Raw genomic sequence first — 15547 nt, 5'->3', positions numbered from 1 at the left:
TCCGTGCAACTGAAAGGTCTTGCACTGTGCGGGAGCCGCTCGACCTGTTCGCGGAATGGGCAGCACGGACGCCGGACGCGCCCGCGGTCGTCGCGGAGGACGAGCAGTTGTCGTTCGCCGCGCTCGACCGGCGGTCCAGCGCCCTGGCCCGCGCCCTGACCGAGCGCGGCGCAGGTCCCGAGCGGCTGGTGGGCCTCAGCGTAGGGCGCGGCGCCGCGATGGCCGTCGGCATCCTTGGCGTACTCAAGTCCGGTGCGGCCTATGTGCCGCTCGACCCGGCGCATCCGAAGGCCCGGCTGCGGTGGATGGCCGAGGACGCGGGCGTGGAAGTCGTGGTGACGGAGCCGGGTCGGGCGGCGCTGTTCGAGGGGCAGACCGGGCTGATGGTGATGGACCACCAGGCCGCTGCCCAGGCCGACGGAGATGCCGAGGCGTCGTCGTCGGGCCCTTCATCGGCACGCCCCGCCCCCGAGAATCTCGCCTACGTCATCTATACGTCCGGTTCCACCGGACCTCCCAAGGGCGTCGCCGTCGAACACCGTCAGCTGGCCCATGTCGCGGCGGCCTGGGACGAGTTGTACGGGCTGCGCGCGGAGCCGCTGCGTTTCGTGTCGGTCACCGGCCTGTCCGTCGACCTGTTCTTCGCGGACATGCTGCGGTCCGTCTTCGCCGGTGGCTGTCTGGTGATCGCTCCTGATGCGGCGGTCACCGAACCGGCGCGGCTGCTCGAGCTGATCGAGCGGCACGGGGGCACGGCCCTGGAGACATTGCCGGGCCTCGCAACGGAGTTGGCGCGAGAGGCGGCGAGAGCGGGGCGCGGCATGCCGCCGCTGCGGCTGCTTTCGGTCGGCTCGGAGGGCTGGGCCGCCCGGGACTTCCGGGAGCTCGCCGGGCGGCTGCATCCGGACACGGTCGTGGTCAACGCGTACGGGACGACCGAGACGACCATCGACTCCTGCGTACTGCGCCCTCGCCTCACCTCCGAGGCCGTGCGGGGTCCTTTCGTGCCGATCGGGCGGCCCGTCGCGCGTACGGCCGCCCATGTGCTGGATGCCGGGCTGCGGCCGGTGCGGGACGGGGAGCTGTATCTCGGAGGGAGCGGGGTCGCCCGCGGCTATCACGGGCGCGGGGCGCTGACCGCCGGGCGCTTTGTCGCCGATCCGTTCGCGGCGGACGGGTCCCGGATGTACCGGACCGGGGACCGGGTGCGGTGGGGGGACGACGGGAACCTGGAGTATCTGGGCCGTACGGACGAGCAGTTGAACGTCCGCGGTTTCCGCATCGAGCCCGGTGAGATCGAGGCCGCGCTGCTGCGCCACCCCGGGGTGCGACGCACCGCCGTGACCGCCGGGCAGGAGGGCAGGCAGGGGCTCGTCGCATACATCGAGTACGTCGAGTGCGTCGAGTGCGTCGAGTGCGTCGAGTGCGTCGAGTGCGTCGAGCCGGAGTCGGGCGAAAGCGCGCCCCTCCGGCCGAGCTGCGACGAGTTGCGGGCCTTCCTCGCCGACAGTCTGCCCGCGCACATGGTCCCCGCGGCGTTCGTCGTGCTCGACCGGCTGCCGCTGCTGCCGGGCGGCAAGCTGGACCGGCGTGCGCTGCCCGTGCCGGAGCGGGCGGCGGCCCATGTTCCGCCGCGCACCACTGCCGAGCGGGAGCTCGCCGGGATCTGGGCCGAGGTGCTCGGCGTCGAACGGGTGGGCGCCGAGGACAACTTCTTCGACCTGGGCGGCGATTCCGTGATCGGCATCCAGGCCGCGGCCCTCGCCCGGTCCCGGCTCGGCGTGGTGTGGCCGTACCGCGCGCTGTTCGACAGACCAACGGTGGCGGAGCTGGCCGCTGTGCTGACACCTGCGGAGCCTGCCGGGCCTGCCGGGCTTGCCGGGCTTGCCGAGCCTGCGGGGCTTGCCGGGCCTGCCGGGCCTGCCGGGCCTGCCGGGCCGTCCGCAGGGAGAGCCGACGAGCGGCTGCCGCTGTCGTTCGCGCAGCGTCCGCTGTGGTTTCTGCACGACTACGCGCCGGGCGCCGAGTACAACATCGGCAAGGCCCTGCGGGTGACGGGACCGTTGGATGTCGCGGCGCTGCGGCAAGCGCTGACCGAGGTGGTCGCGCGGCAGGACGCGCTCCGTACGACCTTCCAGAAGGTCGACGGGCAGGGTGTGCAGGTGGTGGCGGAGCCGGGTGCGGGTGCGGGTGCTGTGGCGCTGGAGTTCGTCGACCTTCGGGGCTCGGCTGCCGGGTCGTTGATGGAGGCCGCGCTGGAGCAGACGCTGCGCGAAGAGTGCCGCAAGGTCTTCGACCTGCGGGCCGCGCCGCCGCTGCGCGCCCTGCTCGTACGGCTCGGCGCGCAGGAGCACGTCCTAGCGCTGACGATGCATCACCTCATCACCGATGACTGGGCCAACGAGGTCCTGCTCTCGGAGCTCGCCGCCTGCTACTCCGCCGCCGTGCGCGGCGAACCCGCCGCGCTGCCCCCGCTCGCCGCCCGCTACGCGGACTTCACGCGCTGGCAGCACGAACACTCGTCGAGCACCGACGCTGATCGCCAACTCGACTACTGGCGTGATCAGTTGGCCGGACTCACGCCCACCGAGCCGCCCACGGACCGGCCGCGCCCCGCCACCCGCACTACCGCGGGTGGCGCGCGGTGGGCCACGGTTCCGGCCGAGGTGACGGCCCGCCTGAAGGAGCTCAGCAGGGCGCGGCGGGTGAGCCTGTTCACGACCCTGATGGCGGCTGTCCAGCTCCTCCTCTCCCGGCACTGCCGCCAGGCCGATGTGGCCGTCGGCACCGCAGAGTCGGGGCGGGGACGTACCGAATGGGCCGATCTGGTCGGGTACTTCGTCAATACGGTCGTGATCCGCTCCACCGTGGACGAGCGAAAGCCCTTCGGCGACTTCCTCGGCCAGGTCCGGGACACCCTGCTGGATGCCGTCGCGCACGCGGACGTGCCGTTCGAGCGGGTGGTACGTGCACTGGCACCGGAGCGGGACCCCGCCCGTTCGCCGCTCGTCAGCGCCATGGTGGTGATGCAGAACGCGCCCGCCAGGGAACGGGACTTCGCCGGGCTGACCGCCGAGGACATCGAACTGCCCACGGTCGCAGCCAACTTCGACCTGACCCTGGAGTTCCGCGAACGGGGCGATGAGCTGCGGCTCTGCGCCAACTACAACACCGATCTCTACGACGGTGCGACGGTGCGGCGGCTCATCGGGCAGTTGACCACGCTGCTCGCGGAGATCGCCGCCGATCCGGAACGGCCGCTGCGGCTGCTGCGGCTGCTGCGGCTCGTGCCGGCGGGCGGAGGCCCCCTGCCCCTCTCCCCCTCTCAGGAACAGCCGTCCGTGTGTGCTCACGAGCTGTTCGAGGAGTGGGCGCGGCGGGCTCCCGAACACCCCGCCGTTGTGCACGGGTCACGGCCTGGCGGCGGGACGGAGCTGACGTACCGCGAGTTGGACGAGCGCGCCAATGGGCTGGCCCACCGGCTTGTGGCTTGCGGGGTCGGCCCCGAGACGCCTGTCGGAATCTGTCTGGAGCGCACCCCCGACCTGATCGTGGCGCTGCTCGCCGTGCTCAAGTCCGGGGGCGTGATGGTGCCGCTGGACCCCCGGTATCCGCGCGAGCGCCTCGCGTTGCTGCTCGCGGACACCGGTACGCGGGTGCTGCTGACCCGCGAGCCGCTCCACGATGTGCTGCCCGGCGATACGGCCGTGACCTGCCTGGATCCGGGCGAGACCGATCCGTCGGCACGGGCGGCCGCACCGCCGCGTACCCATGTGGGGCCGTCGAATCTGGCCTGCGTCATCTACACCTCGGGCTCGACCGGCCGCCCCAAGGGCGTGATGATCACGCATGGCTCCCTGGTGGGGCGTATCACCGAGGACGGGCGCCGCCCGTTCGACTTCGGACCGGCCACCAGGACGCTGCTGCACCTTTCGGTGTGCTTCGACGGCGGGCTGTGGCAGACCCTGGTGTCGCTGTGCTCCGGCGCGACCCTGTGCCTGAGCGAGGCGGGCGAACGCGACGGCGCCATCGGCCTCGCCGAGCAGGTGCGCCGCGACCGCGTGACGCTGCTGCTCCTGACGCCCGCGCTGCTCGCCACGGTCGCCCCCGACGAGGTCCCGGCCGTCGAAACGGTCGTCATCGGCGGCGATGTCTGCCCGCCCGAGTTGGCGGCGGACTGGCTGCCGGGGCGCACGTTCGTCAATGCGTACGGGCCGACGGAGACCACCGTCACGGCCACCGCGCACCTGCTGCCAGCGGACACGGACCCGGACCCGGGCGCTGTCGCCGGGGCCGCCGTACCGATCGGCCGGCCCGTCAACGGCACCCGTATCGAGGTGCTCGACCCCTATCTGCGGCCCGTGCCGGTCGGGATGGACGGGGAGCTGTACATCGGCGGATCCGGGGTCGGGCGGGGGTATGTGGGCAGTCCCGGCCGTACCGCCGAGCGCTTTGTGGCCGATCCGTACGTTCCGGGTGAGCGGCTGTACCGCACGGGCGACCTGGTCCGCCGGCGGGCCGACGGGGTGCTGGAGTTCCGGGGGCGGGTCGACCAGCAGGTGAAGGTGCGGGGCGTCCGAATCGAACCGGGCGAGGTCGAGGCGGCGCTTGGCGCTCACCCCGGGGTGGGCGGGGCCGCGGTGGTGGTCAGGGGTGAGCGGCTCGTGGCGTATGTCGTCGCAGCCGATGGCTACGCCGCCGAGCCGCCAACACCCGAGGCCCTGCAGCGCTTTATTGCTGGAGTGCTGCCCGCGCCCATGGTGCCGTCCGCCTTCGTGATGCTGGACGAGCTGCCGGTCAACCGGAACGGCAAGGTCGATCGCCACGCCCTCCCGGAGCCGCCGCTCCCCGCCGCCGGAGCCCGCTTCTCAGCACCGCGCACCCTCACGGAGAGGATGCTGGCCCAGGCGTGGACAGCGACCCTCGGCGTCGAACGGGCCGGGATCGACGACAACTTCTTCGAGCTCGGCGGCGACTCGATCCTCAGCGTCCAGGTCGTCGCCGCCCTGGCCCGGCAGGGGCTGCGGATCGCGCCGCGCGACATCTTCCAGCGGCAGACGATCCGCGAGCTGGCCGAGGTGGTGTCTGTCGGGTCCCTCGGGTCTGCCGGGTCCGTCGCGCCCGATACGCCCGCCGCGGCAGAAGATGCATACGACTCTTCCGTGACGGGGCCGTTCCCGCCCACCCCGATCCAGCACTGGTTCTTCGAGAACATCACCGCGTGCCCCGACCGCTTCACCATGCCCCGCTGCGTCGAGCTGGCCGCCGGAGTGGACGTAATGGCCTTACGGGCAGCCGTGTACGCGGTTGTCGCGCACCATGACGCGCTGCGGACGCGAGCCGAACGGGACGACGACGAGGGGACCTGGCGGCTGCGGATCGCGCCGGTGAAGGATGGCGAGGGAGACGGTGAAGTCTTCCGGATCTGGGGCGAGTTGGCCGACGCGCCGTCCCCGTCCTCGTCCTCGTCCCCGTCCTCGTCCCCGTCCCCCGACATGGCCGCCGTCATCGCCCACGCGGAGGCCGCCCTCGATCTGCGCGCGGGCCCCCTCCTCAAAGCCGTCTACATCGACCTCGGCCCGGAGCGCCTCCCCCGACTGCTGCTGATGGTCCATCACTTCGTCGTCGACGGCGTCTCCTGGCGGATCCTGCTGGACGATCTGCGCACCGCCTACCTCCAGGCAGCCAAGGGCACCCCGATCGACCTCGGCCCGAAGACCACCTCGTTCCCCGACTGGGCACGGCGGCTGAACACGTACGTCGCCTCCGGCGCACTCGACGGCGAACTGCCGTACTGGAGCGGCATCCAGACCCCGCCACGGGACCTGACCACCCCCGCGAAGGTCGGCACCAGCGCGGTCGTGACCGCCGGGCTGAGCCGGGACGAGACCGCGGCGCTGCTGCGCCAGGTGCCCGCCGCCTACCGCACCCGGCCGAACGACGTCCTGCTGACCGCGCTGGCGTGGGCGCTCGGCCCGGGGCCCGTCGCGATCAACCTGGAGGGCCACGGCCGGGAGCAGCTCTTCGACGGGGTGGACATCTCCCGTACGGTCGGCTGGTTCACCACCCAGTTCCCGGTGACGATCGAGCTTCCGAGGACGGCGGATACGTCGGATACGGCTCATACGGCTCATACGGCGGACATCACCGACTGGGGCACCGCCCTCAAAGCCCTCAAGGAGCAGCTACGGGCCGTGCCCCAAAACGGCCTGGGCCATGACGCGCTCCGCTATCTGAGCCACAAGGGCCACCCTCACGGTCCCCGGCCCCACATCAACTTCAACTACCTCGGCCAGTTCGCCCCCTTGGACACCCACGGCGGCTGCTACAGCGGACGGGAGTTCCCGCTCACCGACGGCATCCACCCGGACGAGAACCGCCCGTTCGGCCTTGAGGTGACGGCGCGGGCCACCGGCGGCGAACTCGTCTTCACCCGGGACTACTCCCGCGACGCCTACGACGAGCCGGAGATCCGGCGGCTCGCCGACCGCACGCTCACCGCCCTGCGCGCGCTCACCGCACACTGCCTGGCGCCCGGCAGCGGCGGGCGTACGCCGTCGGACTACCCGCTCGCCGCGCTCGACCAGGCACAGGTCGACGCGCTGGTCGGGGACGGCCGCACGGTCGAGGACGTCTACCCGCTGACGCCGCTCCAGTCCGGGCTGCTGTACCACTCGCTGAGCGGCGACGACGGGACCGATGTCTATGCCCGCCGGATCACGCTCGTCCTCGACGGGGTCACAGATCCGTGGGCGCTGGCCGACGCCTGGCGGCGAGTGGTGGCGGCGCACCCCGTGCTGCGCAGCACGGCGCACTGGTCCGGGCTCGGCGAGCCGGTGCAGGTCGTGCACCGTGCGGAGCCCCGAATCAGCCACCACGACCTGCGGTCGCTGCCGCCCGGCGAGCAGCGTGCGCGGCTGCGGCGACTGGCGGACGGGGACCGCGCCGAGGATCTTGACCTGCGTAGTCCGATCCCCTTCCGGGTGGCGATCTCTCGGCTGTCGGACAGCAAGGCGCAGGTACTCCTGACGGCCCATCACCTCTTTGTCGACGGCTGGAGCATGACCCGGATCGTGGACGCGGTCCTCGCCGCCTGCGCCGCGATCACCCGGGGCGCGACACCCGAGCCCCTCGCGTGCACACCGTTCCGGGAGTACGTGGCGTGGCTGTACGGGCCTAACGGCGTGGACGGCAGGGACGGCGAGGCCGCCGAGGCGTATTGGGCGGATGCGCTCGCCGGGTTCGACACGCCCACGCCGCTGCCGTACGACCGCCCCTCGGGGCGGCCCACCAGCGAGGTCCGCACCTACGTCGTCCGGCTGCCGGGCACGCCGGACATCGGGGACTTCGCGCGGCGCCACCGGCTGACCGTCAGTACGATCGTCCAGGCGGCCTGGGCGCTGCTCCTTGCCCGGCACGCCGGAGTGGACGAGGTGCTGTTCGGCACCACGGTGTCCAGCCGTCCGACCGCCGTCCCCGGCGTGGAGACGATCAGCGGGCCGCTGATCAACACCCTGCCGGTACGGGTCGCGGTCGACTCCGGAGCCCGCACCCTCGACTGGCTGGCGCGGCTGCAGGAAGAGCAGGCGACGGCAAGGGAGTTCGGTCACTATCCGCTGGCTCGGCAGCAGGGCCACAGCGAAGTGCCCGCCGGTACCCGGCTGTTCGACAGCGCGGTGGCGTTCGAGAACTACCCGGGCGACCCGGCGGACGCACACCACGGCGAGGTCCGCGTGGTCGAGATGGACGGCGACGACACCACCAACTATCCGCTCGGACTGATCGCATACCCGGGCGATGAGCTGGCGCTGCACCTGTTCTATGACCCGGAGCGCTTCGACGCCGCCACCGTCGAGCGGTTGGCGGCCCGGCTGCGGACCGTGCTGCACGGCATCGCCGAAGGGCCGCACCGGCGCGTCGGCGATCTGCCGATGCTGCCCGACGAGGAACGACGGCTGGTACTCGGGGACTGGACCCGGTCTTCCCTGACTCCCGTCCCGCCCCGCCCCGTCCAGGACCTGTTCGCCGAGCAGGTCCGCCGCCGCCCGGACGCGCTCGCCCTGCTGAGCGGCGACGGCGTCGAGCGGATGACCTATGCGGAACTGGACGTACGGGCCGACCGGTTGGCCCAAGCGCTCACCGCGCGCGGGATCGGGCCCGAGGCGATCGTCGGCCTGTGCATGCCCCGCAGCGTCGCCATGGTGACGGCCCAACTGGCGGTGTGGAAGGCCGGTGCGGCGACGATGCCGCTCGACCCGGCGCACCCCGCCGAACGGCGCGAGTGGATGCTGGCAGACGCGGGCGCCGAGCTGGTGCTGCTCCCCCAGGACACCGGCTGGGACCCGGGCGTACCCGTGCTCACTCTCGACCTCGACGTTGACCTCGGCGGGACGGGCACGGGAGACGGCCACCCGGACAAGGCCCCTCCAGCGCGGGGCCAACCCGCCGATGCCGCCTACGTGATCTACACCTCCGGCTCCACAGGGCGCCCCAAAGGCACCGTCGTCACCCACCGCGGCGTCGCGAATCTGGCCGCCACCATCGAGCGGAACGGGGGCGTCGGGCCCGGCAGCAGGGTGCTGCAGTGGCTCTCACCGGGCTGGGACGGCGCGTTCTTCGAGCTCGTCGGGGCGCTGCTCACCGGGGCCACCGCCGTGCTGGCCCCGCCTGGGCAGCCGCTGCCCGCGCTGGCCGGGCTCATCAGGGAGCGCGGGGTGACCCATCTCGTCGCGCCGCCCGCCGTCATGGCGACCATGCCCGCCACGTCCGTACCCGGCGTGACCGTGTTCGCGGCCAGCGAGGCGCTGCCGGCCGAGACGGCGGAGAGCTGGTCGCGTACGGGGCGGGTGCTCAACTCCTATGGGCCGACCGAGGCGACCGTATGCACCGTGATGAGCGCGCCGCTGTCCGGGCGTGCCACCCCGCCGCTCGGCCGGCCCACCGCGGGCACCCGGACCTTCGTACTTGACGCGCGGCTGCGGCCCGTTCCGGTGGGCGCCGTCGGCGAGCTCCATCTCGCGGGAGACTCCCTCGCGCGCGGCTGTCTGGGCCGGCCCGGCCTGACCGCCGGGCGCTTTGTGGCCTGCCCGTTCGGGGCGCCGGGCGAACGGATGTACCGCACGGGCGACTTGGTGCGCTGGGCCCCCGACGGCACCCTCTGCTTCGTCGGCCGCTCCGATGACCAGGTCAAGGTGCGCGGTGTGCGCGTGGAGCTCGGCGAGGTGGAGGCCGCGCTCACCGGGCACCCCCAGGTGGTGCAGGCGTGTGTGGTCGCCGCCGGGGAAGGGCCCACGCGGCATCTGGTGGCGTACGTGGTGACCGAGGGTGCCGGGGCGAACGGATGGGCAGGCCTGGGGCCGGGCGAGTTGCGGGAGCACCTGACGGGGCGGCTGCCCGAGCAGCTGATTCCGACGGCGTACGTTCCCATGGAACGGCTGCCCCTGACCCTGTACGGCAAGGTGGACCGCCAGGCCCTGCCCTCCCCCGAGGCCTTCGTGGGCCCCGCCTGTCTGCCGCCCCGCACCGACAGCGAGCGGACCGTGGCCGAGGCGTGGACCGGGCTGCTCGGCAGGGCGCGGATCGGGATCAGGGAGAAGTTCTTCGAGGCGGGCGGCTCCTCGCTCGCTCTCCTCCAACTTGCCGACCGGCTACCCGAGTTGAGCGTGGCCGAGCTGCTCGAGCACTCGACCGTCGAGGAGATGGCGGCCCGCCTGGACCTGCGCCGCAGCGCCGGACATGCGGACGACGGCGACCGCAACCGCGACCCCAACCGCAACCGCAACCGCGACTACGAACTGTGAGACGGGGGCACCGCATGAGCCGAGAGGACCGAGACGCTGTCGCGATCACCGGGATCGCCTTCGTGCTGCCGGAAGCCGACACGCTGGACCGGCTGCACGGCAACCTCGCCACGGGCCGGGACAGCGTACGGGCGCCGGACGCCGACCGGATCCGGTACGCGGGCGGCCACCCGGGGACCGGCTATCTGAACCTGGGCTATCTGGACCGGGTGGACCAGTTCGACCACGCCTTCTTCGGTATCTCGCTGGGCGAGGCCGAACTGATGGACCCGCACCAGCGGTTGACCCTTCAGCTGGTGCACGAGGCGCTGGAGAACGCCTGCTACGCTCCCGCCGCGCTGCGCGGCTCCCGCACCGCCGTGGTCGTCAGCGCGCCGGATCCGTCGTACGCGCGGCTGTACGCGCAGGACGACCCGCAGCAGATCCTCGGCTCGATCCCGGCCGCGCTGGCCGCCCGTGTCTCGTATCTCTTCGACTTCGCGGGGCCCGCGCTGGTCGTCGACACCGCGTGCAGCGGCAGCCTGAGCGCGCTGGCGCTTGCCGCCCAGCAGTTACGCGAAGGCCAGTGCGACCTCGCGGTCTCCGGCGGGCTCAGCGTCCAATCGGTGCTGCAGCCCGAGCAGGCCCATGACCCGCTGCTCGGCGTGGACTCGCGGGAGGGCGTGTGCCGCCCGTTCGACGCGAGGGCCGACGGCACCACGGGCGGGGAGGGCGGCGGCCATGTCGTCCTCAAGCGGCTGTCCGACGCGCTCGCCGACGGGGACCACATCCACGCCGTGCTGCGCGGCATCGCCGTCAACCACAACGGCGCCGGGGCCACCAGCATGAGCGCCCCCAGCGCGAGCGCCCAGGCCGCCGTCATCGCCGAGGCGTGGCGGGACGCCGGGGCCGACCCCGGCACGGCGGGCTATGTCGAGTGCCACGGCTCCGGAACCCCGCTCGGCGACGTCGTCGAGGCGGACGGACTGCGCCAGGCCATCGCGGCGAGCGGCGGACGGCCCGGTGCGGCGCGTGCGGCGCGTGCACCGCGTGCACCGCGTGCACCGCGTGCACCGCTCGACATCGGCGCGGTCAAGGGCAACTTCGGGCATCTGGACCACGCGGCGGGCATGGCCGGGCTGTTCAAGATCCTGGCCGCGCTGCGCCACGGGGCGCTCTATCCCACCGTCCACTTCAGCACGCCGAATCCGCTGATCGACTTCGCGGACCAGCTGAACGTACGGACACGGACGGCGCCATGGCCCGCCCCGGATGAGGGGCCCCGGCGGGCCGGGCTGAGCTCGTTCGGGCTGACGGGGACCAATGTGCACGCCGTCGTCGAGGAGGCCCCGGAGCCCTTGCCCAGGTCGGAAACGCCGGGCAGCGCACCGCACTTGGTGACCCTCTCCGCGAAGTCCCCTGCCGCGCTCGGGCGTTACGCCGTACACCTCGCGGAATTCCTCGCGCACACCGAACACGGCCTGCCGGAGGTCGCGTTCGCGCTGAACGCCGGCCGGGACGACCACCCGTTCCGGTGGGCCCGTACCGCGTACGACACCCGCGAGCTGGCCGATGCGCTGCGCACGGCCGTACTGCCGGATCGGCCGGTCGCCCCCGAGGTCCCGGTGGTACTGCTGTTCTCCGGCGACACGGAGGTGGACGACGCGACCTGGACCCGGCTCTGTTCCGCGTTCCCCTCGCTCGACCCGGCGGCGGCAGGCCAACTGCTCCGGCACCGGGCGCTGTACGGGCTGGTCGGCGGGCTCGGCCTGAAGGATCCCCGGATGGCCGGCTCCGGTCGGGGGAACCTGGTGGTGCGGCTGCTCCGGGACCGGATCGGCGAGGACGAGGCGGTCCGCGTTGCCGCCGACACGCCCCCGACGGCCGAGGTCGACCAGGAGGGCCTGCGGCGCGCGGCGCGGGGCTTCGTCGCCGAGGGCGCGGTGCTCCTGGAGATGGGCGCGGACGGTGCCTTGTCGCGGGCGGTGGCAGCTGAGGAGCCGAGGCTGCCGATCGTACGACTGCTGTCGGACGACGGCAGGGACGACGATCCGGACCGCGACCCGGACGACGACCCGGACCGCGACCCGGACTGCGGGGTCATCGGCGCGCTGGCGAAGCTGTACGAAGAGGGCGCGACGTTCGACTGGCGCGCGCACCACGCGGGCACCGACGTCCCCCGCATCGAGGCCCCGACGTACCCCTTCGAGCCCGTCCCCTGCTGGTGCGGCCCGCAGGAGGCTCCCCCCACGGATACATCACCGGCTTCGCCACGGGGCGCGACCGGGAACAACCGGGAAATCGAGCAGTCCATCGCGGAAATATGGCGGCGGATACTCAAGACCCCTGACGTCAGGGCCGATTCGGACTACTTCGCGCTGGGCGGCACGTCCATAGCGGGCATCAGCCTCCTCCGCGAGGTCGAGAGCAGATTCGCCGCCAAGCTGACCTTCGCCGACCTCTATGAGCACCGTACGGTGCACGACCTCGCGGCCTTGATCGGAGGGCGACGCGACGCCCTCGCCTCCAGCACGGACTGGACAATTCCGTTGCTGCCGCGCGAGCCCGAAGGCCCGCTGCCCCCGTCCATCGGCCAGGAACAACTCTGGTACCTCGACCAGCTCGCCCCGGGCACCCCCCTCTACAACGTCCCCGCCGATCTGCGCCTGCGCGGCCCCCTGGACCGTACGGCCCTGGGCGGCGCACTCACCGATCTGGCGCGGCGGCACGAGGTGATGCGCACCCGGATCGCCGCCGACGCCGACGGCGTGCCCCGGGTGTGCGCCGATGTGCCGGAACCGCAGCTGAAGGTGGTGGACCTGACCGGGGATGCGGACCCGGAGGCGCGGCTGCGGGAGCTGGCGGAGGCGGAGGCGACCACACCGTTCGACCTGGCACGCGGCCCGCTGGTGCGTGCCGTCCTCTACGCCGTGTCGGACGAGAACCATCTGCTGCTGTGCACTTGGCACCACAGCATCTTCGACGGCTGGGTGCCCCGGATCTTCTTCCGCGACCTGGCCGAGTTCTATGCCGCACGCCTGGCCGGACGGGACCCCGTCCTGCCCGAACTGCCCGTGCAGTACGCCGACTTCGCCGCCTGGCAGCGGACTCGTCTCGACTCCGGGCTGCGGGAGCGCGGCCTGGAGTTCTGGCGCGCGTACCTCGCCGGTCTGCGCCCGGCCGAACTGCCCCTGGACCGGCCCCGACCCGAGGTGGAGTCCCACGCCGGGGCGCTGATGAGCTTCACGCTGAGCCCCGAACACGCCGATGGACTGCGGGAGTTCAGCCGTCAGGAAGGAGTGACGACCTTCGTCACCATGCTGGCCGTCATCGACACACTGCTGCACCGGTGGGCGGGCCAGGACGATGTCGTGATCGGCGCCGCCACCTCCGGCCGCGGCAACCCGGCGACCCACGAGCTGATCGGCTACTTCAACAACCTGGTGCCGTTCCGTACGAGAGTCGACGGCGCGATGACGTTCCGCGAACTGGTCCGGCGCTGCTCGACCGGCGTCGCCGGGGTCCTTGACCACGAGGAGGTGCCGCTCGCGGACATCGTGACGGCGCTGAAGCCGCCGCGCGACGCGTCCCGGCACCCGCTGTTCACCGTGGCCTATACGCACCAGAACACCGCGACGCACCCGGAGGAGCTGCAGGGCCTGACGATCGCGCCCGTCGAGGAGGGCGGCAGCGAGGGCGTCGCCCCCGGCACCGCCAAACTCGACCTGACGGTCGGCATCACCGACCAGGACGACGGGCCGATGCGCGGCTATCTGGAGTACGCGGTCGATCTGTTCGACGAGTCCACCATGCGCGGGCTCTTCCGGCTCTACGAGGACATCATCGGCGCGGTCCTCGCGGCCCCGGACAGCCCGCTGAGCACGGTCGCGCCCCGGCCGGCACAGGCGACGGCACATCCGACGGCGCACCCGGACACAGCGTGGGAGGCCGTCAAACGGCACGCCGAGCGCGCCCCCGAGCGCATAGCCCTCGTGGACGGTGAGACACGCGTCTCGTACGCCGAACTCGTCCGCCGCGCCGAGGAACTCGCGGGGCGGCTACGGCAATCCGGCGCGGGCCGTCTGATCCCCGTGTGTGCGGCGCGCGGCCCGGACCTGGCCGTGGGCTGGCTCGCCGCGCACGCCCTGGGCGCGTCCTTCGTCTCCCTCGACCCCGCGGTCCCCGAGGCCCGCAGGGCCGCGATCCTGTCTGAACTGCGGGCCCCGGTGCAGGTCGAGGGCGACCGCGTGACCGTGCTGCCGGACGGCGACGGAAGCGAGAGGAACAGCGCAAACGCCTCGCCGGAGACGACCGAGGGGCTGGCGTACGTCGCGTACACCTCCGGCTCGACCGGTCGGCCCCAAGGCTGCGAGATCGAGCACCCCAGCCTGCTCAACCTGCTGCGCTGGTACGGGCGTGAGCTGCGCCTCTCCGCCTCGGACCAGGTGGCGCAGTCGTCGGCCGTCGGATTCGACGGGGCCATCATGGAGATCCTGGGCGCCCTCTACCACGGCACCACCCTCCACTTCCTGCCGGAGAACCAGACGCCCGCGCAGCGCTGAACTGGCTGGCGGAGCACCGGATCACCGCCGCCCTGCTGTCCACGCCGCGCGCGGAACTGCTGCTCGGCGAGTATGCCCCCGTCCCGGGACTCGCTCTGCGCGTCCTGACGACCGGCGGCGACCAACTGCGCGTACGGCCGCCCGCGCGGCTGCCGTTCGAGGTGCTCAACGTCTACGGGCCGACCGAGTGCACCGTCGTCTGCACCTCGTCCCGCGTCTCGGCGTCGGGCAGCACGGCCCCGGACATCGGCCACCCGATCGCGGGCACCCACGCCTATGTCCTCGACGGGCGCGGCCGCCCCGCGGACAGCGGCGAGCTCTATGTCGCGGGCGCGGCCGTGGGGCGCGGCTACCACCGGAATCCCGGACTCACCGCGGCCCGTTTCGTGGCCGACCCGTTCGGCCCGCCGGGCTCGCGGATGTACCGCACCGGCGATCTGGCCGACCGCGGACCGGACGGCACCCTCACCCTGCACGGCCGCGCCGACGATCAGATCACGCTGCGCGGATTCCGTATCGAGCCCGTCGAGATCGAACGGGCCCTGGTGGCGCACCGGGGCGTGCGCGAGGCCCTCGTCGTGGCCGAGCGCCAGGCGTCCGGCTCGCTGCGGCTTGTCGCCCATGTCGCCGGAGCCAGAACCGGAGCCGGAGCCGGAGCCGGAGCCAGAACCGGAGCCGGAGCCGGAGCCGGAGCCAGAACCGGAGAAGGCGCATCGGAGGCCTTGCCGGACGAGGCCGAACTGCTCGCCGCCCTGGCCGAGCTGCTGCCGCCGCACATGGTCCCCGCACGCGTCGTCCCGCACACCACCCTGCCCAAGACCGCCAACGGCAAGCTCGACCGCCGCGGCCTGAGCTGCCCGGATTCCCAGGAGCCGACCATGCCGGTGCCCGCCGAACTCCCCTCCCCCGCCCCGTCCTTGACCGAGACCGAGCGGGTGCTGGCCACGATCTGGTCCGAGCTGCTCGGCCGCGACGGTCACCACGGTCGCGACCGCCACGACGGTCGCGACGGCATCGGACCCGAGGACAACTTCTTCGACATCGGCGGCGATTCGATCCTCAGCGTGGGCGTCGCCGCGAGGGCCGCCCGGGCCGGCATCTCGGTCACGCCCCAGGACTTGCTGCGTCACCCGACGCTGCGCGGGCTCGCCGGGGTGGCGACTGCGGGGACCACGGCCGCAGACATCCCCCCGCACAGCCCCGCCC

The 15547-nt window shown here is 72.8% G+C and carries 2 protein-coding genes and 1 pseudogene; all 3 read left to right on the top strand.

What is annotated here, in order from left to right:
- Nucleotides 1-26 precede the first annotated feature (26 nt).
- Entirely contained in the window at nucleotides 27-9800 is a 9774-nt protein-coding gene (locus tag E2651_RS09955) for a non-ribosomal peptide synthetase (RefSeq protein ID WP_167828754.1), read from the top strand.
- A gap of 14 nt (nucleotides 9801-9814) precedes the next feature.
- Nucleotides 9815-15190, top strand: a pseudogene (locus E2651_RS09950) (condensation domain-containing protein); the annotation flags it as partial.
- A 29-nt stretch (nucleotides 15191-15219) separates the two neighbouring features.
- On the top strand, nucleotides 15220-15547 hold a 328-nt coding region (locus E2651_RS45175), incomplete at its 3' end, for a phosphopantetheine-binding protein (RefSeq protein ID WP_245238715.1).

The organism is Streptomyces sp. MZ04, assembly GCF_004684775.1.
Taxonomy (GTDB): domain Bacteria; phylum Actinomycetota; class Actinomycetes; order Streptomycetales; family Streptomycetaceae; genus Streptomyces.
This window is presented reverse-complemented; position numbering and strand designations above follow the sequence as displayed.